Annotated in this window: 22 protein-coding genes; 6 read left to right on the forward strand and 16 right to left on the reverse strand. The window is 72.0% G+C overall.

The features are described from left to right. Positions 1 to 57: 57 nt before the first annotated feature. The 3 genes from ACFT32_RS37370 to ACFT32_RS37380 are packed head-to-tail and all read left to right on the forward strand — an operon-like array spanning position 58 to position 3,872. The gene (locus ACFT32_RS37370) at positions 58 to 534 is read left to right on the forward strand and encodes a hypothetical protein (protein ID WP_382498042.1); all 477 of its coding nucleotides are present in this window, start codon (positions 58 to 60) and stop codon (positions 532 to 534) included. A 9-nt stretch (positions 535 to 543) separates the two neighbouring features. Continuing rightward, on the forward strand, positions 544 to 3,234 hold the full coding sequence (locus tag ACFT32_RS37375) for an ATP-binding cassette domain-containing protein (protein WP_382498044.1): 2,691 nt from the start codon (positions 544 to 546) through the stop codon (positions 3,232 to 3,234). Continuing rightward, positions 3,231 to 3,872, forward strand: coding sequence for an ATP-binding cassette domain-containing protein (locus ACFT32_RS37380; protein ID WP_382498046.1), 642 nt, complete (start codon positions 3,231 to 3,233; stop codon positions 3,870 to 3,872). The genes ACFT32_RS37375 and ACFT32_RS37380 overlap by 4 nt, the downstream gene beginning before the upstream one ends. An 84-nt stretch (positions 3,873 to 3,956) precedes the next feature. Here the strand turns inward: ACFT32_RS37380 and ACFT32_RS37385 are convergent, their stop codons facing one another. Then, positions 3,957 to 4,595, reverse strand: a complete 639-nt coding sequence (locus ACFT32_RS37385; protein ID WP_382498048.1) for a transglycosylase family protein — start codon at positions 4,593 to 4,595, stop codon at positions 3,957 to 3,959. A gap of 543 nt (positions 4,596 to 5,138) precedes the next feature. On the opposite strand from ACFT32_RS37385, the gene ACFT32_RS37390 reads away from it, so the two are divergent. Together ACFT32_RS37390 and ACFT32_RS37395 are read left to right on the forward strand one after the other, a co-directional pair. Further along, on the forward strand, positions 5,139 to 5,921 hold the full coding sequence (locus ACFT32_RS37390) for a hypothetical protein (protein ID WP_382498050.1): 783 nt from the start codon (positions 5,139 to 5,141) through the stop codon (positions 5,919 to 5,921). Positions 5,922 to 6,007: 86 nt separating this feature from the next. Further along, positions 6,008 to 6,397, forward strand: coding sequence for a hypothetical protein (locus ACFT32_RS37395; protein ID WP_382498052.1), 390 nt, complete (start codon positions 6,008 to 6,010; stop codon positions 6,395 to 6,397). Positions 6,398 to 6,463: 66 nt separating this feature from the next. On the opposite strand, the gene der is transcribed toward ACFT32_RS37395, so the two are convergent. From der to aroH, 5 genes are all read right to left on the reverse strand, one after another. Then, positions 6,464 to 7,960, reverse strand: a complete 1,497-nt coding sequence (der, locus tag ACFT32_RS37400) for a ribosome biogenesis GTPase Der (RefSeq protein ID WP_382498054.1) — start codon at positions 7,958 to 7,960, stop codon at positions 6,464 to 6,466. Between the two features lie 80 nt (positions 7,961 to 8,040). Beyond that, positions 8,041 to 8,688 (reverse strand): lysophospholipid acyltransferase family protein, encoded by a 648-nt coding sequence (locus ACFT32_RS37405; RefSeq protein ID WP_382498056.1) that lies wholly within the window; start codon positions 8,686 to 8,688, stop codon positions 8,041 to 8,043. Then, positions 8,685 to 9,365 carry a (d)CMP kinase gene (cmk, locus tag ACFT32_RS37410; RefSeq protein ID WP_382498058.1) on the reverse strand — a complete coding sequence of 227 codons (681 nt, stop codon included), beginning with the start codon at positions 9,363 to 9,365 and terminating at the stop codon, positions 8,685 to 8,687. The genes ACFT32_RS37405 and cmk overlap by 4 nt, the downstream gene beginning before the upstream one ends. A 117-nt stretch (positions 9,366 to 9,482) precedes the next feature. Next, on the reverse strand, positions 9,483 to 10,568 hold the full coding sequence (locus tag ACFT32_RS37415; RefSeq protein WP_382498060.1) for a prephenate dehydrogenase: 1,086 nt from the start codon (positions 10,566 to 10,568) through the stop codon (positions 9,483 to 9,485). Further along, positions 10,565 to 10,927 (reverse strand): chorismate mutase, encoded by a 363-nt coding sequence (aroH, locus tag ACFT32_RS37420; RefSeq protein ID WP_189731135.1) that lies wholly within the window; start codon positions 10,925 to 10,927, stop codon positions 10,565 to 10,567. Before aroH ends, ACFT32_RS37415 begins: the two co-directional genes overlap by 4 nt. A 180-nt stretch (positions 10,928 to 11,107) precedes the next feature. Between aroH and ACFT32_RS37425 the strand changes: the two genes are divergently transcribed. After that, complete coding sequence (locus ACFT32_RS37425; RefSeq protein WP_382498062.1) at positions 11,108 to 11,548, forward strand: Rieske (2Fe-2S) protein; 441 nt, start codon at positions 11,108 to 11,110, stop codon at positions 11,546 to 11,548. 3 nt (positions 11,549 to 11,551) lie between these two features. On the opposite strand, the gene ACFT32_RS37430 is transcribed toward ACFT32_RS37425, so the two are convergent. The 10 genes from ACFT32_RS37430 to ACFT32_RS37475 form a co-directional block, all read right to left on the reverse strand. Continuing rightward, positions 11,552 to 12,571 carry an ADP-ribosylglycohydrolase family protein gene (locus ACFT32_RS37430; protein WP_382498064.1) on the reverse strand — a complete coding sequence of 340 codons (1,020 nt, stop codon included), beginning with the start codon at positions 12,569 to 12,571 and terminating at the stop codon, positions 11,552 to 11,554. Between the two features lie 88 nt (positions 12,572 to 12,659). Beyond that, the gene (locus ACFT32_RS37435) at positions 12,660 to 13,724 is read right to left on the reverse strand and encodes a pseudouridine synthase (RefSeq protein WP_382498066.1); all 1,065 of its coding nucleotides are present in this window, start codon (positions 13,722 to 13,724) and stop codon (positions 12,660 to 12,662) included. Beyond that, the gene (gene scpB, locus ACFT32_RS37440) at positions 13,724 to 14,410 is read right to left on the reverse strand and encodes an SMC-Scp complex subunit ScpB (protein WP_382498068.1); all 687 of its coding nucleotides are present in this window, start codon (positions 14,408 to 14,410) and stop codon (positions 13,724 to 13,726) included. Before scpB ends, ACFT32_RS37435 begins: the two co-directional genes overlap by 1 nt. Then, a complete protein-coding gene (locus ACFT32_RS37445; RefSeq protein ID WP_382498070.1) occupies positions 14,407 to 15,534 on the reverse strand; it encodes a segregation and condensation protein A in 1,128 nt (375 codons plus the stop codon). Before ACFT32_RS37445 ends, scpB begins: the two co-directional genes overlap by 4 nt. Positions 15,535 to 15,552: 18 nt before the next feature. Then, positions 15,553 to 16,143 (reverse strand): hypothetical protein, encoded by a 591-nt coding sequence (locus tag ACFT32_RS37450; protein ID WP_382498072.1) that lies wholly within the window; start codon positions 16,141 to 16,143, stop codon positions 15,553 to 15,555. Then, on the reverse strand, positions 16,128 to 17,255 hold the full coding sequence (locus ACFT32_RS37455; RefSeq protein ID WP_382498074.1) for a ParA family protein: 1,128 nt from the start codon (positions 17,253 to 17,255) through the stop codon (positions 16,128 to 16,130). The genes ACFT32_RS37450 and ACFT32_RS37455 overlap by 16 nt, the downstream gene beginning before the upstream one ends. 412 nt (positions 17,256 to 17,667) lie before the next feature. Then, positions 17,668 to 18,792, reverse strand: coding sequence for an alanine dehydrogenase (ald, locus tag ACFT32_RS37460; RefSeq protein WP_382498076.1), 1,125 nt, complete (start codon positions 18,790 to 18,792; stop codon positions 17,668 to 17,670). 136 nt (positions 18,793 to 18,928) lie between these two features. Continuing rightward, a complete protein-coding gene (locus ACFT32_RS37465) occupies positions 18,929 to 20,968 on the reverse strand; it encodes a tetratricopeptide repeat protein (protein WP_382498078.1) in 2,040 nt (679 codons plus the stop codon). A 160-nt stretch (positions 20,969 to 21,128) separates the two neighbouring features. Next, complete coding sequence (locus ACFT32_RS37470) at positions 21,129 to 21,755, reverse strand: NUDIX hydrolase (protein ID WP_114251190.1); 627 nt, start codon at positions 21,753 to 21,755, stop codon at positions 21,129 to 21,131. 96 nt (positions 21,756 to 21,851) lie between these two features. Next, positions 21,852 to 23,498 carry a CTP synthase gene (locus ACFT32_RS37475; RefSeq protein WP_382498080.1) on the reverse strand — a complete coding sequence of 549 codons (1,647 nt, stop codon included), beginning with the start codon at positions 23,496 to 23,498 and terminating at the stop codon, positions 21,852 to 21,854. Between the last annotated feature and the right edge of the window lie 269 nt (positions 23,499 to 23,767).

The following is a 23,767-nucleotide window of genomic DNA, read 5'->3' on the forward strand; positions in this document are numbered from 1 at the left end:
TCGCCGGACTTGAACAGGCAGCCAGCACACAGCCGAACCGACGTGTGGGAGCCAGCGATGCGAACGAGCCGACTGCGGACCGTGCACCCCGTCCTGTGGACCGGCTGGGCCGCGCTGGCCGCGGGCGCGGTGCTGTGCGTCGTCGGCTGGTACGGCGTCTCCGGCGAGCGCTTCGCGGAACGGCAGCTTCCCTATCTCGCCTCCTGCACGGTCCCCGGCGCCGCGCTGATCGTCTCCGGGGCGGTGCTGCTGGCCCACGGCCGGGGCTCGATCGCCGCCGCGCGTGTGGAGGAGCTGTACGGCCTGCTGGTGGCCGCCGAACCCGCCGACACGGACGAGACCGGGCAGGCGTCCCTCGCGCCCCTGGCGGTCAGCGGCGAGCAGCTGATGGTGCCGGGCGGCACGCTGTGGCACCGCGCTGACTGCCCGCTGGTCGCGGGCAAGGCGGAGGCGGTCCCGGTGGACTCCAAGCTGGTGGCGAGCGGTGAACTGGGCCCCTGCCCGATCTGCGAGCCCACCGGGGAAACCGACTGAGCCCGGCCGATGTCCTCGCTGACGTACGACCTCACCCTCGCCGGCCTCTCGGTCGGCAGCGCGGCGGCCCTGACCGGGATCGGCCTGATCGTGACGTACCGCGCGACCGGGGTGCTGAACTTCGCACACGGCGCGATCGCGATGGTGTGCGCGTACGTGCTGCGGCAGTGCGTGGTCGAGTGGGGCTGGCCGCTGTGGCTCGGGGCCGCGGTGACCCTGCTGGTGCTGGCGCCGGGGCTGGGTGTCGTACTGGAGCGGTTCGTCTTCCGGCCGCTGGCGGTCCTCGGCGGCGACCCGGCGCAGACTCTGGTGGCGTCCATCGGGGTGTTCGTGCTGCTGGTGGGCGGGGCGGCGCTGCTGTGGGGGCAGGGGGCGCGCCAGGACGCGCCGGAGCTGGTGCCGGACGAGCCGTGGGGGCAGCTGGCGGTGGTGCTGGTGCTGGCCGCCGGGGTCGCGGCGGTGGTCCGCCGGACGCGGTTCGGGCGGGAGCTGCGGGCCGTGGTGGACGACCGGCAGCTCGCCGTGCTGGGCGGCGTCGACGCGGACCGGGTCGCGGCGGCGGGCTGGGCGTTCGGCTCGTTCACGGCGGGTCTGACGGGCGTGCTGCTGGCGCCGTACGTGCGTCTCGATCCGTACGGTCTGCCGCTGCTCGTGATGGAGGTCGTGGCGGTCGCGGTGGCCGCCCGGATGCGGAGCCTGCCGGTCGCGGTGGTGGTGGCGCTGGGCATCGGGGTGGCGCAGAGCCAGCTGACGCGGCTGCATCCGTCGGGCTGGGGCGAGCCGCTGCTCCAGGCGGCCGGCACGAACCTGTTCGTCGTCGCCCTGCTGATCGCGGCGCTGGCACTGCCGGGGGCCGATGCGCGTGACGCGCTGCCGCGCACGGCCACCGCGCGCGTACGGACCCCGCCGGGCGCGTGGATCGTGGCGCTCGTCCTGTTCCTGCTGCCGCTCGGCCTCGCAGGCCGGGACCTGCACACCTCCGTCCAGGTACCGGCGCTGGCCGTGATCCTGCTGTCCCTGGTGGTGGTCACCGGCCGGGGCGGCCAGATCTCACTGGGGCAGGCGGCGTACGCGGGTCTGGGCGCCCTGTTCACCGCGCTGCTGGCGGCGGGCCGCTTCCCGGGGCTGCCGCGCCTGCCGGAGCTGGCGGCCCTCGCGGTGGCGGTCGTCCTGGTGGCGCCCCTCGGTCTGCTCACCGGCTGGCCGGCGATCGGCCGCCGGGGTCTGGCGCTGGCGCTGGCGACGTTCGCCGTCGGCGTGGGGGTGAGCCGCTTCGTCTTCGCCCAGCCGTACGCCACGTCGGGCCTGTCGCTGGGCCGTCCGGCCGGGTTCGACGGGGACCGTGCCTACTACGTCCTGGAGCTGCTCCTGCTGGCGGTCGCGCTGCTGGCGACGCACGCCCTGCGGCGGGGGCGGACGGGCCGGGCCCTGGCGGCCATGCGGGACCACGAGCGGGGCGCGCAGGCGGCGGGCGTCCAGGTGCCGTCCCTCAAGCTGCTGGCCTTCGTCGCGGGCGCGGCGCTGGCGGCGCTGGGCGGCGGCATGCTCGGCATGGGCCTGCGCGCCTTCGACGCCGCCGCGTACGACCCGGTGCGCGGCCTGCTGTGGTTCGCGGCGGTCGTGGTGCTGGGCGCCGACAGCACCCTCGGCGCCCTCGCCGCCGCGGCCCTCCTGGTCGGTCTGGACGCGGGCACCCGGGGCGGTTTCGCCGCGGCCCTGATCGGCATCCTGGCGATCCTCGTGGGCCGCTTCCCCGGCGGCCCGTACGAGGCCCTGCGCACGGCGGCGGAACGCCTGCGGTTGCGCCGGGCACCGGCCCTGACACCACTGGGTGCCCGGGCCCGAGCGCTGCTGCGCCCGGTGGAGCCACGGGCGGCCCGGCCGGCACCGGTGCCCGCGGGGGCGACGGCGACGGCTGCGGTACCGGGCAGCGGCGAACGGCCACCGGCGTCGCCGCCCGCACCCACACCCGAGGCCTCCGCAGCCACACCCCCCACCCCTGCCGCTCCCCTCCTCACCGCCCGCCGTATCCACGCCCGCTACGGCGGCTTCACCGCACTCGACGGAGTCGACCTGGACCTCTCCCCCGGCCGGATCACCGCCGTCGTGGGCCCCAACGGGGCCGGGAAGAGCACCCTGTTCCACTGTCTGGCCGGGACACTGCGGCCCGCGCGCGGGACCGTAAGGCTCGCCGGGCGGGACATCACCGCGCTGCCCGCCCACGCCCGCACCCGGCTCGGTGTCGCGCGGACCTTCCAGCAACTGGCCGTCTTCCCGTCGCTGACCGTGGCCGAGAACGTCCGGGTCGGTGCCGAGCAGGGCCGGGTGACCGACCCGGGCGCGGTGGAGCGGACGCTGAGGCTGCTCGGGCTGGACGGGCCGGTGCGGGCACTGCCCGCCGCCGGGCTGCCCACCGGGACACTGCGCCGCGTCGAACTGGCCCGGGTCCTCGCGGGCGGCCCCCGCGTGCTGCTGCTCGACGAGCCCGCCGCCGGCCTGGACAGCGCCGAAGTGGCCGCCCTGGCCCGGGTCCTGAAGGCCCTGGCCGCCGACGGCACGGCCCTCCTCGTCGTCGAGCACGACCTGGACCTGGTCGCGGGCCTCGCCGATGTCGTGCACGTCATGACCGCGGGCCGGATCGTCGCCTCGGGTCCGCCCGAGCGCGTCCTGGACGCCCTGGGAACGGCGGCCGGCCGATGACGACGGTCTCCCTGCGCCACGCCCGCGTGCGCTACGGCCCCCTGGAGGCCCTGCACGGCGTCACCCTCGCCGCCCCGGGCCCCGGCCTCACCGTCCTGCTGGGCCGCAACGGCTCCGGCCGCACCACCGCCCTGCGCGCACTGGCCGGCATCGTGCCCCTGTCCGGCGGGGCGGTGGTGTGGGACGGCGTCGACGTGACCCGCGTACCGGCGTACGAGCGGGCCCGGCGCGGGCTGTGCCTGGTGCCGGAACGGCAGGCCGTGTTCGGCTCGCTCAGCGTGCGCGAGAACCTCGGACTCGCCGCCCCGGACCATGCCCCGGCCCTCGACGCCTATCCGCAGCTGCGTCCTCTGCTGGAGCGGCGCGCCGGCACCCTCTCCGGCGGGGAGCAGCGCATGCTCGCCCTGTCCCGGGCTTTGCTGGCACGCGCGCGCGTGGTGCTCGTCGACGAGCCCGCCCAGGGCATGTCGCCCCCGGTCGCGGCCCGGACCTACGAGCTGCTGAGCGCGCTCGACGCGTGTGTGGTGATCGCCGAGCAGCGACTGCCGCCCGATCTCCGGGACCGGCCCGCCCTGGTCTACGAACTGCGCCGCGGGTCGGTCGTGTTCGCCGGGGAGGCGGGCGAGCTCAGGCGATGACCGTGCACCGGTGCCCGCACGGCCGAGGTCCCGTCCGGTCGGCGACCGGACGGGACCCGTGTCCCGGCGAGGGGGTGCAGCGGCTCAGATGTCGAGGCGCAGGCCGGGCACGATCATGTTCGGATCACCGCCGATGGCGGCCTTGTTGGCGGCGTAGAGGCGCTGCCAGGTGGTCCCGTGCCGGGCGGCGACGCCGCTCAGGGTGTCGCCCTCGCGGACGGTGTAGTCGCCGCGGGACGAGCTGCGGTCCGGGTGCTCCGCGGAACGCGCCGGCGCCTTCCACTGCTTCGCCGGAGCGGGCTTGGAGGTGACCGGAGCGGACGCGGAAGCCGCTGGTGCGCTTCCGCTCGCCCCGGCGCGAGCCGAGCAGGTCGGCCAGGCGCCCCAGCCCTGGGCGCGCTGGACCTTGGTGGCGACGGCGATCTGCTGGGACTTGCTCGCCCGGTCGGCGGTGGCCGCGTAGGCCGTGCCGCCGTAGGCGCTCCAGGTCGACGGGGCGAACTGGAGTCCGCCGTAGTAGCCGTTGCCGGTGTTGATGTGCCAGTTGCCGCCGCTCTCGCACTGGGCGATGCGGTCCCACACCCCGCTGTCAGCGGCCGCGGCGTTGCCGGTCGCCGCCAGCAGTCCGAGGGGCGCGAGCAGTGCCGCCCCGGCGAGGACCGCCGTCGTACGAACCGGGTTCTTCCGAGCGCTGTCGCGGGTGGTATCGGCACATTCGGACATGTAGATCCCTCTCGAAACACCCGGGGTCCCCCAAGGCGGAACGCCACTCCCCGCGCCATGGGGCACGTGGGTCGCGCTCGCCCCGCCCGCCGGTGGTGGTGCTGCCCGGTTCCGGGGAACCGTGCGGCCGGCGGACGTACCCGAGCGGTGCTCGCTGCACACGGCGGAGGAATCTAAGGAGTTGACGGCCTGTCATCAACCGGCGGCCCGTCACGCCAGGCCAGTTCACCGATACCCCGGGTAACGGCAATTTCCGGACACCCACTTCATTCCTGGATTTCGTGATTTATCGACCAACCGGCTCGTCGACGTGTGACCCACTTCACCACTCCAACGCCCTTTACAAATCAGGGACTTGACCGTGAGTGTGCGATTCCGTGCCGAACGTGACCCTGCGCGCTGGTTGGTTCGATTCCGTTCGCCCTGGGGCGTGACTCCCGCCACAGATCGTCCGTTGTCTTCTTCATGAGCCGGGACCTACCCGGACCACGGGCCGGGAGCCACCCGGCTTTGCCACGCACCGCATCCCCGAGGGAGCCACCCGTGCCGCGCATGCTCGACGTCAGCGACGAGGTACGCGCCGAGATCGGCGACGAAGAAGCAGACCGCCTGCTCGCCGGAGAGACCGCCCCGGGCAGTTACGACTGCACGTCCTGCCGCACTCCGGGCGACTCCGAGCAGGAGCGCACCAGCACCGTCCTCTTCATCGGGGACGAGACCGCCGTTCTCGCCTTCGCCCACTCCGGCTGTCTGCCCTCGCAGGTCGTCCAGGTGACCGAGGAGCAGCTCCGGGGCGCCGTGAAGTCCATCGCCGGCGACACCGACGGCATGGTGTCCGACCAGTCGGCGCCCGAACCGGCGGTGCTCGGCGTGACCAGCGGGCTCGTCCTGATCGCCGGGGAGCTGCACCCGGCCCTGGTGGTGGAGCCGACCGCGCCCATCGCCCGGGCCGGCACCACCGGCTCCGGCGACGACTTCCTGCCGCTGCTCATCGAGCAGGGCTTCATGCCGCTGAGCGACCTGTCCGCCGTACCGCCGGTGCTGCACGGCTGGTCGGTGCTGCTCGCCGTGGGCCAGCTGCACGCGGTGCTCCAGCCGGGCAGCAACGGCGGACAGCCGGTGGCCTGGTGGCAGGCGCACCAGCCGCTCCAGGTGACCGACCCCTGGCGCGCGGCCGCCAACAAGCACCAGCAGGTGCTGATGTTCGCCGCGCCCGTCGGCTCGATCGGCCGTCAGCCGCGCGAGGACCTGATGCGGGACGCCCTGGACAAGGCGGCGGCGACCGGAAAGCTGGTCGGCGCGGCCCTGCCGCTGGCCGGCACCTGAACCGGCGGGTCACCCGCCTGCGCCGTACACCGGCGAAAGCCGTACAAGGGCCGCATCCCCTGACCCGCGGGGTCGTTTGGACATACGTGCACGCATACGACGTTCCCCGCCGCCAGTCCTTCTCGTCGATCCCCTCCGCGCGGTCGGCTCAGGACTCCCTGGGCGGCCCATCGGCCACGCCGATCTACGACGCGCTCTACGCCGAGTACGTCAAGTCCTTCCGCGCACTGCCCGGCGACCGCAGCGGCGAGGAGAAGCTGGGGTTCACCGCCTTCGGGACCATCCCGCACAGTACGGGCTCGTACAGCCATTCGTACGGCAGCTCGTACAGTGCGTACAGCGCGGGGGCCCAGAGCGCCCGCCATGCCGCCGGACAGCAGCCGCACTGGCAGCGTGTCGGGACCGTCAGCGCACACGGCACGGCGATGCACTATGTGCCGGCCGCCCTGCCGCCGGTACCACGAAGCGGCGTCTGAGCGAGCACCGGACACAGTGGAGGGGCGGCCCCGTGGGGCCGCCCCTCCACTGTTTGCTGTCTCGCGCTACTTCTTCTTCGCGCCGCGCTTCTCGCGCACCCGCACCGAGATGTGGATCGGCGTGCCCTCGAAGCTGAACTCCTCGCGCAGGCGGCGCTCGATGAAGCGCCGGTAGCCCGCCTCGATGAAGCCGGAGGCGAACAGCACGAACCGCGGCGGCTTGGTGCCCGCCTGGGTGCCGAACAGGATGCGCGGCTGCTTGCCGCCCCGGACCGGGTGCGGGTGGGCGGCGACCAGCTCGCCGAGGAAGGCGTTCAGCCGGCCCGTCGGGACCCGGGTCTCCCAGCCCGCCAGGGCCGTCTCGATCGCCGGGACCAGCTTCTCCATGTGCCGCCCGGTGCGGGCCGAGACATTGACCCGCGGGGCCCACGCCACCTGGCCGAGCTCGGTCTCGATCTCCCGCTCCAGGTAGTAGCGGCGCTCCTCGTCGAGGGTGTCCCACTTGTTGAAGGCCAGGACGATCGCGCGGCCCGCCTCCACGGCCATGGTGACGATCCGCTGGTCCTGCACCGAGATCGACTCGGCGGCGTCGACGAGGATGACGGCGACCTCCGCCTTCTCGACGGCGGCGGCGGTGCGCAGCGAGGCGTAGTAGTCGGCGCCCTGCTGGAGGTGGACCCGCTTGCGGATGCCCGCCGTGTCGACGAACTTCCAGGTGACTCCGCCGAGTTCGATCAGCTCGTCGACCGGGTCACGGGTGGTGCCCGCCAGCTCGTTGACGACGACGCGCTCCTCGTTCGCCACCTTGTTCAGCAGCGAGGACTTGCCGACGTTGGGGCGGCCGATCAGGGCGATGCGGCGCGGGCCGCCGATACCGCCCGGGCCGAACGCCTCGCGCGGGGCCTCGGGCAGCGCCTCCAGCACCTGGTCCAGCATGTCGCCGGTGCCCCGGCCGTGCAGCGCCGAGACCGGGTGCGGCTCCCCCAGGCCCAGCGACCACAGATACGAGGCGTCGGCCTCGCCGCTCGGGCCGTCCACCTTGTTGGCGCACAGCACGACCGGCTTGCCGGCCTTGCGCAGCAGTCGTACGACGGCCTCGTCGGTGTCGGTGGCGCCGACCTTGGCGTCGACGACGAAGACGACCGCGTCGGCGGCCTCGATGGCGTACTCGGCCTGCGCGGCCACGGAGGCGTCGATGCCGAGGACGTCCTGCTCCCAGCCGCCGGTGTCGACGACCTTGAAGCGGCGGCCCGCCCACTCGGCCTCGTAGGTCACACGGTCGCGGGTGACGCCCGGCTTGTCCTCGACGACGGCCTCGCGGCGTCCGATGATGCGGTTCACGAGAGTCGACTTGCCGACATTGGGCCGGCCGACCACGGCGAGCACGGGCAGCGGGCCGTGCCCGGCTTCCTCGATCGCGCCCTCGACGTCCTCGGGGTCGAAGCCCTCCTCCGCGGCGAGCTCCATGAACTCCGCGAACTCGGCGTCGCCGAGCGCCCCGTGGTCGTGCTCGTGCGCGCCCTCGGAGGCGGCCGAGCCGTCGGGCTGGATGTGGTCGTTCATGAAGTCCGTACCTCGTCGTTCATCTTGGTGGTCGGTGGAGTACCCGCTGTCTGCCGGGCTGATCCACTACTCAGTGTTGCCTAGCGCCTGGTGAGGCGCCTGGAGTTTTCCAGGTGGGCGGCGAGCTGCTTCTGGATGCGGCCGGTGGCCTCGTCCAGCGCCTTGCGCGTACGGCGCCCGCTGCCGTCGCCCGCGTCGAAGGGCTCGCCGAAGACGACGTCGACGCGCGAGCGCAGCGGAGGCAGCCCCTTTATCAACCGTCCGCGCTTCTCGGTGCTTCCCAGCACGGCGACCGGCACGATCGGGGCACCACTGCGCACCGCGAAGTACGCCAGCCCGGCGCGCAGCGAGGCGAAGTCGCCCTCGCCCCGGGTGCCCTCGGGGAAGATGCCGAGCACGCCGCCGTTGTCCAGGACGCCGATCGCCTGGGTGATCGCCGTCCGGTCGGTGGTGTCGCGGTCCACCTTCACCTGCCCGATGCCGAGCAAGAAGGGGTCCAGCGGCCCGATGAACGCCTCCTTCTTGATCAGGAAGTGCGTCGGCCGGGGCGCCACACCCATGACCATCGGGCCGTCGATGTTGTGGGAGTGGTTGACCGCGAGGATCACCGGGCCGTTCGTCGGCACCCGCCAGGCGCCGAGCACCCGCGGCTTCCAGAACCCGTACATCAGGCCGACGCCGATGCGCCGCCCGACCTCGGCACCCCGTACCGAAGGCAGCTCGGTCACTTCCCCGCCCGCTTCTCCTCGACGAGGGTGACGACGCACTCGATGACCTGGGCCAGCGTGAGTTCGGTGGTGTCCACCTCGACGGCGTCGCCCGCCTTGGCGAGCGGCGAGGTCTTGCGGCTGGAGTCGGCCGCGTCCCGCTTGATCAGGGCCTCGCGGGTGGAGTGGACGTCGGAGCCCTTCAGCTCGCCGCTGCGGCGGGCGGCACGCGCCTCCGGGGAGGCGGTGAGAAAGATCTTCAGGTCGGCGTCGGGCAGCACGGTGGTGCCGATGTCACGGCCCTCGACCACGATGCCGTTCTCCGTGGAGGCCGCGATCGTGCGCTGCAGCTCGGTGATCCGGGCCCGCACCTCGGACACCGCGCTGACCGCGCTGACCTTGGAGGTGACCTCCTGGGTGCGGATCGGGCCGGCCACATCGACGCCGTCGACGGTGATGGTCGGGCCCTGCGGGTCGGTGCCCGAGACGATCTCCGGCTTGCCGGCCGCGGCGGCGATCTCGGCGGGGTCGTCGATGTCGATGCCGTTGCTCACCATCCACCAGGTGATCGCCCGGTACTGGGCGCCGGTGTCCAGGTAGCTCAGCCCGAGCTGTGCCGCCACGGCCTTCGAGGTGCTCGACTTGCCCGTGCCGGAGGGGCCGTCGATGGCGACAATCACGGGCGTGGGGCTTTCCACAGTGGAGACCTTCCTGGACCGGGCTGGCGGGGGTGAGGGCGCGACTGCCCCGCACAAGGTTACTGGGTGCGGGTCACTCGTCCGGCCGCGCGTCGGCCGGCCCTGTTCCAGGATGCCCTACTGCCGAATGGCCCAGCCCCGCTCGCGCAGCGCGGCGCTCAGCACGGGTGCCGCCTTCGGTTCGACCATCAGCTGCACCAGGCCGGCCTGCTGCCCCGTCGCGTGCTCGATCCGTACGTCCTCGATGTTGACGCCGGCCATGCCCGCGTCCGCGAAGATCCGGGCCAGCTGTCCCGGCTGGTCGTCGATGAGCACCGCCACGACCTCGTAGACCCGCGGGGCGGACCCGTGCTTGCCGGGGACGCGGATCTGCCCCGCGTTGCCGCGCCGCAGGACGTCCTCGATGCCGGTACTGCCCTCGCGGCGCTTGTGGTCGTCGGTGGACTGCAGGGCGCGCAGGGCCCGCACGGTCTCCTCCAGGTCGCCGGCGACGTCCGTGAGCAGGTCGGCCACCGGCCCGGGGTTCGCGGAGAGGATGTCGATCCACATCCGGGGGTCGGAGGCGGCGATCCGCGTCACATCCCGGATGCCCTGCCCGCACAGCCGTACGGCGGCCTCCTCGGCGTTCTCCAGACGCGCGGCGACCAGGCTGGAGACCAGGTGGGGCATGTGGGAGACGAGGGCGACGGCACGGTCGTGGGCGTCGGCGTCCATGACCACCGGCACGGCGCGGCAGTGCGAGACCAGCTCGAGGGCGAGGTTCAGCACCTCGGTGTCGGTATCCCGGGTCGGGGTCAGCACCCAGGGCCGGCCCTCGAAGAGATCCCCGGTCGCGGCCAGCGGGCCGGACTTCTCCCGGCCCGACATGGGGTGCGTGCCGATGTAGGCGTTCAGGTCGAGGCCGCGTGCCTCCAGCTCGCGGCGGGGCCCGCCCTTGACGCTGGCGACGTCCAGGTAGCCGCGCGCCGCACCGCGGAGCATCACGTCGGCGAGCACGTCGGCCACGTGTGCGGGCGGGGCGGCGACGATCGCGAGGTCGACGGGCCCGTCCGGCGCCTCGTCCGTGCCGGCGCCCAGGGCGGCCGCCGTGCGGGCCTGCTCCGGGTTCGGGTCGGCGAGGTGCACGGTGACGCCCCGCTGGGACAGGGCCAGGCCGGCGGACGTGCCGATGAGGCCGGTGCCGATGACGAGTGCGGTTCTCACTGGGCGATGTCCTTGCGCAGGGCGGCCGCGGCGCCGAGGTAGACGTGGGCGATACCGGCCCGGGGCCGGTCGGACTCGATGTGCGCGAGGACCCGGACGACGCGCGGCATGGCGCCCTCGATGTCGAGTTCCTGGGCGCAGATCAGCGGTACGTCGACGATGCCGAGCTTGCGGGCGGCGGCCGCCGGGAAATCGCTGTGCAGGTCGGGCGTGGCCGTGAACCAGATGCTGATCAGGTCGTCGGCCGCGAGTTCGTTGCGCTCCAGGATGGCCGTGAGCAGGGCTCCGACCTGCTCGTCCATGTGCCCGGCCTCGTCCCGCTCGAGTTGGACGGCCCCCCGGACCGCTCGTACCGCCACGGCGCTGCTCCTTGCTGACGTGCGTGTCGCTCTACGTCCGACCAGCCTAGTCAGCCCGCGCGAACCGGATGCGCGGCGCCCGCCCGATGAGACACCGGAATTACTACTCCTTGGGTATTTTCAGTGCCAGGATTCAGAAAAGTCCCTTTTCTCCCTTATTGGCACTTCCGGAGTGACGACATGACGTACGACACCACTCGCCGGACGGTTCTCCTCGCCACGGGCGCGACAGGAGCGGTGGCACTGGTCGCGGCCTGCGGAGGGGGCGGCGGCGACGACGGCTCCACGTCGACGGTCTCCCCCACCGACAAGGAGACGACGGGCGCCCCCGCCGGCCAGGAGCTGGCCTCCACCGACGAGATCCCGGTCGGCGGCGGCAAGATCTTCAAGGACGAGGAGGTCGTGGTGACCCAGCCGGAGCAGGGCCAGTTCAAGGCCTTCTCGGCCATCTGCACCCATCAGCGCTGTCTGGTGTCGACGGTCTCCGACGGCACGATCAACTGCCCCTGCCACGGCAGCAAGTTCCGCATCGCCGACGGCGCGGTGGCCCACGGCCCGGCGACCCGCGCCCTGCCCGCCGAACAGATCACCGTGGAGGGAAACTCGGTCCGCCTCACCTGACCCTCACGCGTCCCAGAGCGCCCCGAGCGTGAGCAGGTCGCTTCGATGTTCAACGCGGTCGGCCCACTCGGTCGGCCAGGCCTCCGCGCCCAGATACGCGCCGGCGAAGGCGCCCGCCAGGCAGGCGATCGAGTCCGAGTCACCGGCGGTGCAGGCGGCGCGCCGCAGGGCCGTCACCGGTTCGTCGGCGAAGAGCAGGAAGCACAGCAGCCCGGTCGCCAGGGCCTCCTCGGCGATCCAGCCCTCGCCTGTGGCCAGGCACGGGTCGTCCTCGGGCGAGACGGTGCGCACGGCGTGCCCGAGACGGTCGAGGATCTCCAGGCACTCGTCCCAGCCGCGCGCGATGAACTGCTCGGGGCTCGGGTCCTGGGCCCGGCGCCACAGATCGCCGAGCCAGCGCTCGTGGTAGTGGCTGCGGTTCTCCAGGGCGTACGAACGGAGCAGGCCGATCAGCCCGGCCGGCTCGGCGCCCTGCGCGAGCAGGCGTATCGCGTGTGCGGTGAGATCGGACGCGGCGAGCGCCGTGGGATGCCCGTGAGTGAGGGCGGACTGCAACTGGGCGGCTCCCGCGCGCTGTTCGTCGCTCAGACCCACGATCAGCCCCAGGGGCGCTACGCGCATGTTGGCGCCGCAGCCCTTGGAGTGGATCTGGCTGGCGTCCTGCCAGGGGCGGGCCTCGTCCTTCAGCAGCGAGCAAGCCTTCAGGCAGGTGCGACCCGGAGCCCGGTTGTTCTGCGGCGACTGGTACCAGTTCACGAACTCCTCGCGCAGGGGCCGGGCCAGCCGCGCCGGGGTGAGCAGCCCCCGGTCCATCGCCGTCCGGACCGCCCACCCGAGCGCCAGCGTCATCTGCGTGTCGTCGCTGACGATCGCCGGTGTCGGCAGCTCCAGCTGCCGCCAAGGGCCGAATCTGTCCAGGATCGCCGGCACGCCGCTGAACTCGGTCGGATAGCCCAGCGCGTCCCCCAGGGCCAGGCCGGTGAGCGCGCCGGTGGCGGCTTGCTTGTGGACGAGGAGGCTCATGCGGGGTGTCCTTCCGGCCGGTCACGAACAGTTCCCCGCGCCATGGAGGACGCGGGGAACAGAAAGCACTGGGAGGTCGGCGCCGTGCCTAGAGATCGACTTCCTGCATCAGCATCCCCACCTCCGTGTTGGACAACCGCCGCAGCCAGCCCGACTTCTGGTCGCCCAGGGTGATCGGCCCGAAGGCGACCCGGACCAGCTTGTCGACCGGGAAACCGGCCTCCGCGAGCATCCGGCGCACGATGTGCTTGCGACCCTCGTGGAGGGTGACCTCGACCAGGTAGTTCTTGCCGGTCTGCTGGACGACCCGGAAGTGGTCCGCGCGCGCGTAGCCGTCCTCCAGCTGGATGCCGTCCTTGAGCTGCTTGCCCAGGTCGCGCGGGATGGGGCCGACGATGTGCGCGAGGTAGGTCTTCTTCACGCCGTACTTCGGGTGGGTCAGCCGGTGGGCCAGCTCGCCGTGGTTGGTGAGCAGGATGACGCCCTCGGTCTCGGTGTCGAGCCGGCCGACGTGGAAGAGCCGGGTCTCGCGGTTGGTGACGTAGTCACCGAGGCACTGCCGGCCCTCCGGGTCCTCCATCGTCGACACGACCCCGGCGGGCTTGTTCAGCGAGAAGAACTGATAGCTCTGCGTGGCGACGGTCAGCCCGTCGACCTTGATCTCGTCCTTCTCGGGATCGACACGCCGTCCCTGCTCCAGGACGATCTCGCCGTTGATCTCGACCCGGGCCTCCTCGATCAGCTCCTCGCAGGCCCGCCGGGAGCCGAAGCCCGCGCGCGCGAGGATCTTCTGGAGCCGCTCGCCCTCCTGCTCGGCGCCCGGGAAGGTCTTGGGCAGCTTGACATCCTTCTTGCCGGCGTACCGGTCGCGGTTGCGCTCCTCGATCTGCGCCTCGTACTCACGGGGGCGCGCCGGAGCCGTACGCCCACGCTGCTGGGGCTGCTTCGGACCGCCCTTGGCGCCGCCGCGGGCCGCACCGCCGCGCCCGGACTTGGGCCCGTCCTTCGTCGCCCCGGGGCCCACGTCGTAGCGGCGCTCCTCGGGGCGGGGCTTGCTGGGGCGGCCCTGCCCCTGCTTGTCGTCCCTGTTGTTGCCGGCACCGCGGTGGTTGCCCCGCCCGCCGTTTCCGCCGTTCCTGCCGCTGCTTCGCATCAAAGTTCCGTCTGGTCGTCTTCGTCGTCGGTACCCGGGGAGACCGGGCGGCCCGGCACGTCGTCATCAGGCGCGTCCGGGTCGAACGACGGTACGCCCTCCTGGGTCTCGGCCTCGATCGCCTCCGCCTCCGGGAGGAAGGGCGCGAGCTCCGGGAGCTCGTCCAGACCGCGCAGGCCCATCCGCTCCAGGAAGTAGTTCGTCGTCGTGTACAGGATCGCACCTGTTTCGGGTTCCGTGCCCGCCTCCTCGACCAGACCCCGTTGCAGGAGGGTGCGCATGACGCCGTCGCAGTTGACTCCGCGCACGGCCGAGACCCGGCTGCGGCTGACCGGCTGCCGGTACGCGACGACGGCCAGGGTCTCCAGGGCGGCCTGGGTGAGACGGGCCTGCTGCCCGTCCAGCACGAAGCGCTCGACGGCGGGCGCATACTCGGCGCGGGTGTAGAACCGCCAGCCGTTCGCGACGAACCGCAGTTCGAAGCCGCGCCCCTGGACGGTGTACTCGTCGGCCAGCTCGCGCAGCGCGTCCGTGATCTGGCGGCGCGGGCGGTCGAGGATCTTCGCGAGATGTTCCTCGGTCGCGGGCTCGTCCACGACCATCAGGACGGCCTCCAGAGCGGGCTTGAGGTCGAGGTCGGCGACGGTACGCAGCCCGGCCGGGAGCTCGCTGATTTCTTCGCTCACGCCTGTTTCTCCTCCTTCGGCGGCTCGGGCGGCCGGTCGAACTCGTCGGTGACGGTCGGTGTCTCGTCCCCGTCCCCGCCGGTCCACCGCACGAGCAGCTCGCCCAGCGCGGCCTCCTGCTCCAGCTCCACCGCCTTCTCGCGGTACAGCTCCAGCAGTGCGAGGAAGCGGGCCACGACGGTGAGTGTGTCGTCGGTGTCCTCGATGAGCGCCCGGAAGCTGACCTCGCCGAACTCCCTGAGCCGGGCCACGACGAGCTGGGCCTGCTCCTGCACGCTGACCAGCGGGGCGTGGATGTGGTCGACGTAGACCTGCGGTCTGGGCTTGGGCTGCATCGCCTTCACGGCAAGCTTGGCGAACCCTTCCGCCCCGATGCTGATGACGACCTCGGGCAGCAGCTCGGCGTGCTGCGGTTCGAGCCCGACGGTACGCGGATAGCGCCGGGCCTCGTCGTCGAGCCGCCCGCTGAAGATGTCCGCGATCCGTTTGTACGCGCGGTACTGGAGCAGCCGGGCGAAGAGCAGGTCCCGGGCTTCGAGCAGCGCCAGATCGCCCTCGTCCTCCACCTCGGCGGCGGGCAGCAGCCGGGCCGCCTTCAGATCGAGCAGCGTGGCCGCGACGACGAGGAACTCGGTCGTCTCGTCCAGATCCCAGTCCGGCCCCAGCGCCCGGATGTACGCCATGAACTCATCGGTCACCTTCGACAGCGCGACCTCGGTGACGTCCAGCTTGTGCCGGGAGATCAACTGAAGCAGCAGATCGAAGGGCCCTTCGAAGTTTGCGAGCCGAACCTTGAAGACCCCGTCACCGGCGTTACCCGGGCTCTCGGACCTTGCATCCGGCTCAACGGGCGCCGTCGGCTCTACAACCACCACCGACTCGACGGCCGACTGCGGCTCAACGGGCTCCACCCGCTCGGCCACCGGCCCCAAGGTCTCCGCCGCTGTCGGCTCAGCCCGTGCCGGGGGCTCGGGCGGCGCAGCCTCGGGCCAAGCCATCTCCGGAGGCGATCCCGGCTCTACCGGCTCAGCTCCCGGCAGGGGCCCGGCGCCCGGCCCCCGCCCCAACGCGCGCCGACGGCCGTTCGGGCCGTCGGCGGGTGGAGGGGAAGCGTTCGAGGTCATAGCCCCCGCAGGCTACCGTTACCGCCCGCGCAGACGTCGTACGAGGATGCTGGCGTCCCCGCGGGTCTCCAGGTCGGCGAGGACCACGGCGACCGCCTCGCGGACGATGCGGCCCCGGTCGACGGCCAGGCCGTGCTCACCGCGGAGCACGAGACGGGCGTGCTCCAGGTCCATGAGCTCCTCGGCGGACACGTACACGGTGATCTTCTCGTCGTGCCGCTCACGGCCGCTGGGGCGGCGCGCGGCCGCCCGTCCGCGCTTGCGGGGCGCCGCGCCCGCGGACGCGGCGGCAGAACCTTCCTGCGCCGCCTGACGCCGCTCGGAGCCGGAGCGCTCCGCGGCCGCGGAGCGGCTGCGGGACTCCCCGGCATCGGCCGGCTCCGCGTCCGTCGCCACATGCTCGGCGCCCTCGCCGTCGCCGCCCTGTGCGGGCACCGACTGCGGCGCGTCCTCCGCGCCGGCTGCCGCCGCCGCGTCGCCCTCACCCGCCGGAGCGGGCACCCGGGCGTCGCCGTTGGCCTGGCGCCTGGGCGAGGACGACTGCAGCCCCATCCCCCCTGTCGTACGGAAGAGTTCGTCGGCCCCCGGCAGACTCACTCGGCGTGACACCGGGCGAGCACCTCCCTGGCGAGCTGGCGATAGGCGGCGGCACCGACGGAGTTGGAGGCGTACGTGGTGATCGGCTCACCGGCGACCGTGGTCTCCGGGAAGCGGACCGTGCGCCCGATGACCGTGTGGTAGACGTGGTCGTCGAACGCCTCGACGACACGCGCGAGGACCTCACGGCTGTGCACCGTGCGCGAGTCGTACATCGTGGCGAGGATCCCGTCGAGTTCCAGCTCCGGGTTGAGCCGTTCCTGGACCTTCTCGATGGTCTCCGTCAGCAGCGCCACACCGCGCAGCGCGAAGAACTCGCACTCCAACGGGACTATCACCTTGTGCGCGGCCGTCAGGGCGTTCACCGTGAGCAGGCCGAGCGAGGGCTGGCAGTCGATGACGATGAAGTCGTAGTCGGGCAGCAGCGGCTTCAGGGCGCGCTGCAGTGTCGACTCGCGGGCGACCTCGGAGACCAGCTGGACCTCGGCCGCCGACAGGTCGATGTTGCTGGGCAGCAGGTCCATGTTGGGGACCGCCGTCTTCAGCAGCACCTCGTCGGCCGCCATGCCCCGCTCCATGAGCAGGTTGTAGACGGTGAGGTCGAGTTCCATCGGGTTGACGCCGAGACCGACCGACAGCGCGCCCTGCGGGTCGAAGTCCACGAGCAGGACCCGGCGTCCGTACTCCGCGAGCGCGGCACCCAGGTTGATGGTCGACGTCGTCTTGCCGACGCCGCCCTTCTGGTTGCACATCGCGATGATCTTCGCGGGACCGTGGTCGCCCAGCGGGCCCGGGATCGGGAAGTACGGCAGCGGACGCCCGGTCGGGCCGATGCGCTCCCGGCGCTGTCTGGCCGCGTCGGGCGCGAGAGTGGCCGCGTACTCGGGGTCGGGCTCGTACTCCGCGTCGGGGTCGTAGAAGTGCCCCTCGGGCAGGTCGTCGTAGTCGGCGAGTTGGTTGTGGGGCGCGCCACTTCCGCCGCCGGCCATGGCGTTCACGTGATGGCCATCCATCTTCTGGTGTGCTGTGTGAGTCGCCTGCGGACTCTGGTGGGCTGCGAAGGTGCGCACAGCGACGGAGCCGACAGCCGCGAATCCCGCGGGCTCCTGGTCCCGTGCAGGCATTCCTGGCTGGCCACCCCCGGGAGTAAATGTCGACTCATTCACAAGTCGTCTTACCTCCTTGGTGACCAGGAAACTTCTAGACAGGTCAGCGTGGCACCATGCCGACGACTGGCGACTCTATGGCGTGTCGGGCGTCCGCAGCAACACAATCCGCCGGACCCGGCCCGATGTGTCGGCAATGAAACATCCCGCTGTCAAGGGCGTACGGCCGTCGCACGGCAGGTTTCACCGGTGTGCGAATCGGTTGAAGGGTTACGTTCGAGGCGAGTTGCTCGAGAAGCGCGAAGTGACCATACACACATCCGGCCGGACCTTGTCGGGCAAGGTCCGGCCGGGTGCGCGGCGTTGACGGCCTGTGTTGACGTATCGCCTTTACCGGTTGATGACTTAGCCGATTTACCGGCCGCCGGACTCAGACGAGCAGCGAGGCCAGCTCCACGTGCTCCACGCCGTGGGCCTCGGCGACCTCGCGGTAAACGACCTTGCCGTCATGCGTGTTGAGGCCCCGGGCCAGTGCCGGGTCACGGCGCAGCGCCTGCGCCCAGCCGTGGTTCGCGAGCTCCACGATGTACGGCAGCGTGGCGTTGGTCAGCGCGTAGGTGGAGGTGTTGGGCACCGCGCCGGGCATGTTGGCGACGCAGTAGAAGACCGACTCGTGGACCGGGAAGGTCGGCTCGGCGTGGGTGGTCGGGCGGGAGTCCTCGAAGCAGCCGCCCTGGTCGATCGCGATGTCGACAAGGACACTTCCGGGCTTCATCCGCGAGACGAGCTCGTTGGTGACCAGCTTCGGGGCCTTGGCGCCGGGGATCAGCACCGCGCCGATGACGAGGTCGGCCTCCAGGCAGGCCTTCTCCAGCTCGAAGGTGTTCGAGACGACGGTCTGGATCTTCGTGCCGAAGATCTTGTCCGCCTCACGGAGCTTGTTGACGTCCTTGTCGAGCAGGGTCACATGGAAGCCCAGGCCGATGGCGATCTGCGCCGCCTGCCAGCCGGAGACACCGCCGCCGATGACGACGGCCCGTCCGGCCAGGACGCCGGGGACGCCGCCGGGCAGCACGCCCCGGCCGCCGTTGGCGCGCATCAGGTGGTAGGCGCCGACCTGCGGGGCCAGCCGGCCCGCGACCTCGGACATCGGGGCGAGCAGCGGGAGCGCGCGGCTGGGCAGCTCGACCGTCTCGTACGCGATGGCCGTGGTGCCGGACTCCAGGAGGGCGTCCGTGCACTCCTTGGAGGCGGCGAGGTGCAGGTAGGTGAAGAGCGTCTGGTCCTTGCGGAGGCGGTGGTACTCCTCGGCGATGGGCTCCTTGACCTTCAGCAGCAGGTCGGCGGCGGCCCACACCTCGTCGGCGGTGTCCAGGATCTGGGCACCGGCGAGGACGTACTCCTCGTCCACGATCGAGGAGCCGACGCCGGCGCCGCGCTCGATGACGACCTGGTGGCCGTAACGCACCAGCTCGTGCACGCCGGCGGGGGTGATGGCCACCCGGAACTCGTTGTTCTTGACCTCGCGGGGGATGCCGACCTTCACGTCGATCACGGTCCTTGGCTCAGAGGGTATGGGGGCATTACTACACATACCCGGCCGCGCTCGGGCACACCGGGAGAGACCGCAGGAGAACGTGCGGCACAGCCAGTCTAATGAAGGTGTTCCCGCTGTCTAGCCTTTCATTGCATCAATCTTCAGCTGATGCGGTACGGATTTCGCAGGCGTCAGGGTCGTCTTCCTGGTTTATGTCTCCGAGGAGCCGCTCGGCGGCGCCCCGGTGCAGCCCGGCCGACGCGGGATCGCCGAGGTGTTCGAGGGTGTCGGCGACCCGCAGATGGAGCGCGGCCTGCAACCGCGTGTCCTCGGCCCGCCGCGCCCATTCCACGGCCTCCCGGCAGGTGCGCAGCGACTCGTCGGGCCGGCCCGCGTACTCCTGGACCCGCGCCAATTCGCTCAGGGCCCGCGCCTGGGCGGCCACATCGCCGAGCTTGCGGTGCCCGGAGATCGCCGCGCGCCAGTTCCGCAGGGCCTCGCCGTAGCGGCCCGCGAAGGTGTGGGCGGCGGCGATCCGCCCGTACAGCCGCGCGGCGTCGGCGCGCTCGCCCCGGGCGAGCCGCTCGACCAGGGCCCGGCCGAACCAGTCGGCGGCCCGGTCGAAGTCGCCGAGATCCAGGTGCGCACCGCCTACGGATTCCATCGCGCGTCCGGCCGCGTACGGGTCGTCGACCTCGCGTCCGGCGTCCAGCGCGGCCCGGTAGCGCACCAGCGCGTCGGCCGTACGGCCGCTCCGGGCGTCGAGGTCGCCGAGGTTGAGCAGGGCGGCGGCCCGCTCGCGGGGCAGATCGCGGCGCTCGGCCACGTCGAGGACCAGGCTGTGGATGTCGTAGAGGTCGGGTGCGGCCGCCTGGGTGCCGACGTGCGCCGCCATCGCCCGCACCAGCTGGGACATCAGCCGCCGGGCCAGGGTGTCCAGCTCCCCGTCGTCGACCGCGAGCCGGGCCGAGGCCAGCAGGGCGGGCCGGGTCAGGCGCAGCCAGTCGGCGGCCGCCCGGGGAGTGGGAAAGCGCAGGGCGCGCGGCATGTCGAGGAGCTTCTGGCGTGCCTGGGGGCTGTCGGTCTCGGTGATGGCACGGCAGACCTGGAGCAGTCGTACGGTCCGCTCCAGCATCCGGGCCCGGGCCACCTGGAGATCGGCGGGGCGCTCGTGGTGCCCGGCGAGGACGCGGAGCATGGGGTGCAGACAGCCGGGGACCTCGTACTGCGGCAGCGGCGAGTCCACCGCGTGCAGGAAGCCGAGGGCGACGAAGTCCTCCAGGGTGGTGCGGGCGCTGTCGACCGAGCAGCCGACGAGCGCGGAGGCGGTCTGCGGGTCGACCAGTCCGGCCGGGGCGAGGGCGAGCAGGCGCAGCATCCTCGCGGCGGTGGCCGGCAGGGCGTCGTAGGCGAGGCGGAAGACCCGGCTCAGGGCGGTTCCCTCGGCGGGGTCGGTGCGCAGTTGCTTGGCGAGGTCCAGGACGGCCGCCTTGGGGCGGGCGGCGAGCCAGCCGCCCGCCAGCATCAGCGCGGCGGGCTGCCCCTGGCACTCCTCGGCGAGGCCCTCGGCGGCCCGGGGGTCGACGGTGATGCGGACCGAGCCGGTGTGCCGGGACAGCAGCTCCACTCCGGACTTGGCGTCCAGGCCGCCCAGCGTGCAGGGGCGGACGTCCGAGATGCCGGTCAGCGGGCCCTCGGAGACCGCGACGACCAGGCAGTCCGGGGTGTCGGGCAGCAGGGCGTCGACCTGCTCGGCGTCGGCCGCGTCGTCCAGCAGGAGCAGGGCGCGGCGGTCGGCCAGGGCGCCGCGCAGCGAGTCGGTGAGGTCGTCGCCGCAGGCCCCGGCCGGGGCTTCCCGGTCCAGGGCGGCGAGCAGCTCGCGGGCCGTTCGTTCGACCGGTACGGGGGTGCCGTCCGGGTCGGTCAGTCGGGCACGCAGTACCCCGTCCGGGTAACGGTCCGCGACCTGGTGGGCGAGTTCCTCGGCGAGGGCGGTGCGTCCCGAGCCGGGCCGGCCGGCGATGAGCAGCACACGCGCGCGTGGGGGTTTGCGGCCGGCGAGGGTGTCCAGGCCGGCGCGCTCGATATCGGCGCGCAGCTCCTTCAACTCCCGTGTGCGGCCCAGGAACTGACTCTCGCCGGCAGCGTGTCCGGTCAGCCGCACGTCGCCTTTCTCCACGACCTGATCCGTCACGGGCCACACTCCCGTCCCACGCACGCAAGCCCGCCGGGAATCCGGTTCGGGCGTGCCTCAGAGCCTAGTTCACGCTCTGCAACGTTCCGGGTGGAGCACGACGGGCACGGCAGCCACATCCCCCGATCGGATCAGCCGATCTTCACACCTTGGAGCTCCTTCACGCCTCGAACGGCCGCGCCGGCCACGGCGCCTGGGCCGGGCGCAGTGCGTCCAGGCCGTCCCCCGCACGCGCGGCGACCAGGGACAGGACGCCCACCACGAGGCAGTTGTTGTGGAGTTCGCCGGCCAGTACGCCCCGGACGAGGTCCTCGACCGGAACCCGGTCGAGCTCCATGTCGGCCTCTTCCTCCTCGACCGCGAAGCGCTCGCCCTCGGCCTCGGACAGATCGCGGGCGAGGAAGATCCGTACGGCCTCGTCGCAGCCGCCGGGGGTGGTGTAGACGTCGGTCAGCACCCGCCAGTCCTCGGCCTTGACGTGCGCCTCCTCGTACAGCTCCCGCTGCGCGGCGTGCAGCGGGTTCTCGCCGGGGACGTCGAGCAGACCGGCCGGGATCTCCCACAGCTTGTGGCGCACGGGGTGGCGGTACTGGCGCAGGACCAGGACGCGGTCGGCCTCGTCGAGGGCGAGGACGGCCACCGAGCCGGGGTGGACCTGGTAGTCACGGCCGACCACGGTGCCGTCGGGCATGACCACGTCGTCGGTGCGGACGGAGGTCTTGTTGCCGACGAAGGGGGTGTCCGTCGCCCGGACCTCCCACTCCTCCGGGGTGTCCTTGATGGTCATGCCTGTCCTTCCACGTACCCGACCCGACCTGCTGAAAGAAAACCGGGGTGCACACCCTTTGAAGGGATGCACCCCGGCCACCGTACAACTGGTGTGTTACTTCGAAGTCTTCCGCTCGACCGAGGCCTTGACGAGCCCGGCGAACAGCGGGTGCGGACGCGTCGGGCGCGAGCGCAGCTCCGGGTGTGCCTGGGTGGCGACCAGGTACGGGTGGACGTCGCGCGGGTACTCGACGTACTCGACGAGCTTGCCGTCCGGGGAGGTGCCGGAGAACTGGATACCCGCCTTCTTCTCCAGCTCGGCCCGGTAGGCGTTGTTCACCTCGTACCGGTGACGGTGCCGCTCCTCGACGTACTCCTTGCCGTCGTACACCTCGCGCACGATCGAGCCCTCGGCCAGCTTGGCCGGGTACATGCCCAGCCGCATCGTGCCGCCCATGTCACCCTCACCGGCGACGATGTCGAGCTGCTCGGCCATGGTGGAGATGACGGGGTGGCCGGTGGCCGGGTCGAACTCGGTGGAGTTTGCGTCCTGGATGTCGACCAGGTTGCGCGCGGCCTCGATCACGATGCACTGCAGGCCGAGACAGAGGCCGAGCAGGGGGAGCTTGTTCTCGCGGGCGTACTTGATCGCTCCGACCTTGCCGAGCACGCCGCGGTCGCCGAAGCCGCCGGGGATGCAGACACCGTCGACGTCGCCGAGCTGCTGGGCAGCGCCCGCCGGGGTCTTGCAGTCGTCGGAGGTGACCCACTTGATCTTCACGCGGGCCCGGTTGGCGAAGCCGCCGGCGCGCAGCGCCTCGGTGACCGACAGATAGGCGTCGGGCAGGTCGATGTACTTGCCGACCAGGGCGAGGGTGATCTCGTGGTCGGGCTTGTGGACACGGTCGAGCAGGTCGTCCCAGGTGGTCCAGTCGACGTCCCGGAACGGCAGGTCCAGCTTGCGGACGACGTAGGCGTCCAGGCCCTCGCCGTGCACGGTCTTCGGGATGTCGTAGATCGAGCGGGCGTCGGGGCAGGCGACGACGGCGGCCTCGTCGACGTCGCACATCAGCGAGATCTTCCGCTTGATCGCGGTGGGCACCTCGCGGTCGCAGCGCAGCACGATCGCGTCCGGCTGGATACCGATGTTGCGCAGGGCCGCAACCGAGTGCTGGGTGGGCTTCGTCTTCAACTCACCCGAGGGGCCGATGTAGGGCAGGAGCGAGATATGGACGACGAAGACGTTGTCACGGCCGACCTCGTGACGGACCTGGCGGACGGTCTCCAGGAACGGCAGCGACTCGATGTCGCCGACCGTGCCGCCGACCTCGGTGATCACGACGTCGACCTCGTCCGTCGCCATGCGGCGGATGCGGTGCTTGATCTCGTTGGTGATGTGCGGGATGACCTGCACGGTGTCGCCGAGGTACTCGCCGCGCCGCTCCTTGGCGATCACGGTGTTGTACACCTGACCGGTGGTGACGTTGGCGGAGCCGTCCAGGTCGCGGTCGAGGAAGCGCTCGTAGTGGCCGATGTCCAGGTCGGTCTCGGCGCCGTCGTTCGTGACGAACACCTCACCGTGCTGGAAGGGGTTCATCGTCCCCGGGTCCACGTTCAGGTAGGGGTCGAGCTTCTGCATCACGACGCGCAGGCCGCGGGCCTTGAGCAGCATGCCGAGGCTGGAGGCCGTCAGGCCCTTGCCGAGCGAGGAGGCGACACCCCCGGTGACGAAGATGTGCTTGGTCGTCGTGGAATTGGGCATGGCCAAGAGGGGGCTCCCGTGGTCGCGATCTGGAGGTGCGGTTCGGGGGTCAGACGCCCACCGGTCCACGGGCTACCAGCGTATCAGCGCCGCGAGGCGATGGCTTCCGGCCACGCTCCGCACACGCGCCGACACGGAGGCGATCATCGTTACCGGTCTCTCACCCGTTGCTCACTCGTTCGGCGTACCTGCCTTGCCCGGAGCGGCACACAGATCATCTGCGTGCGTCGTATCCTGCTCGGACACTCGCTGCCGAGCCCGCCGGCCCA

Origin of the sequence: Streptomyces sp. NPDC057002 (assembly GCF_042673825.1) — a bacterium.
Taxonomy (GTDB): Bacteria; Actinomycetota; Actinomycetes; order Streptomycetales; family Streptomycetaceae; genus Streptomyces.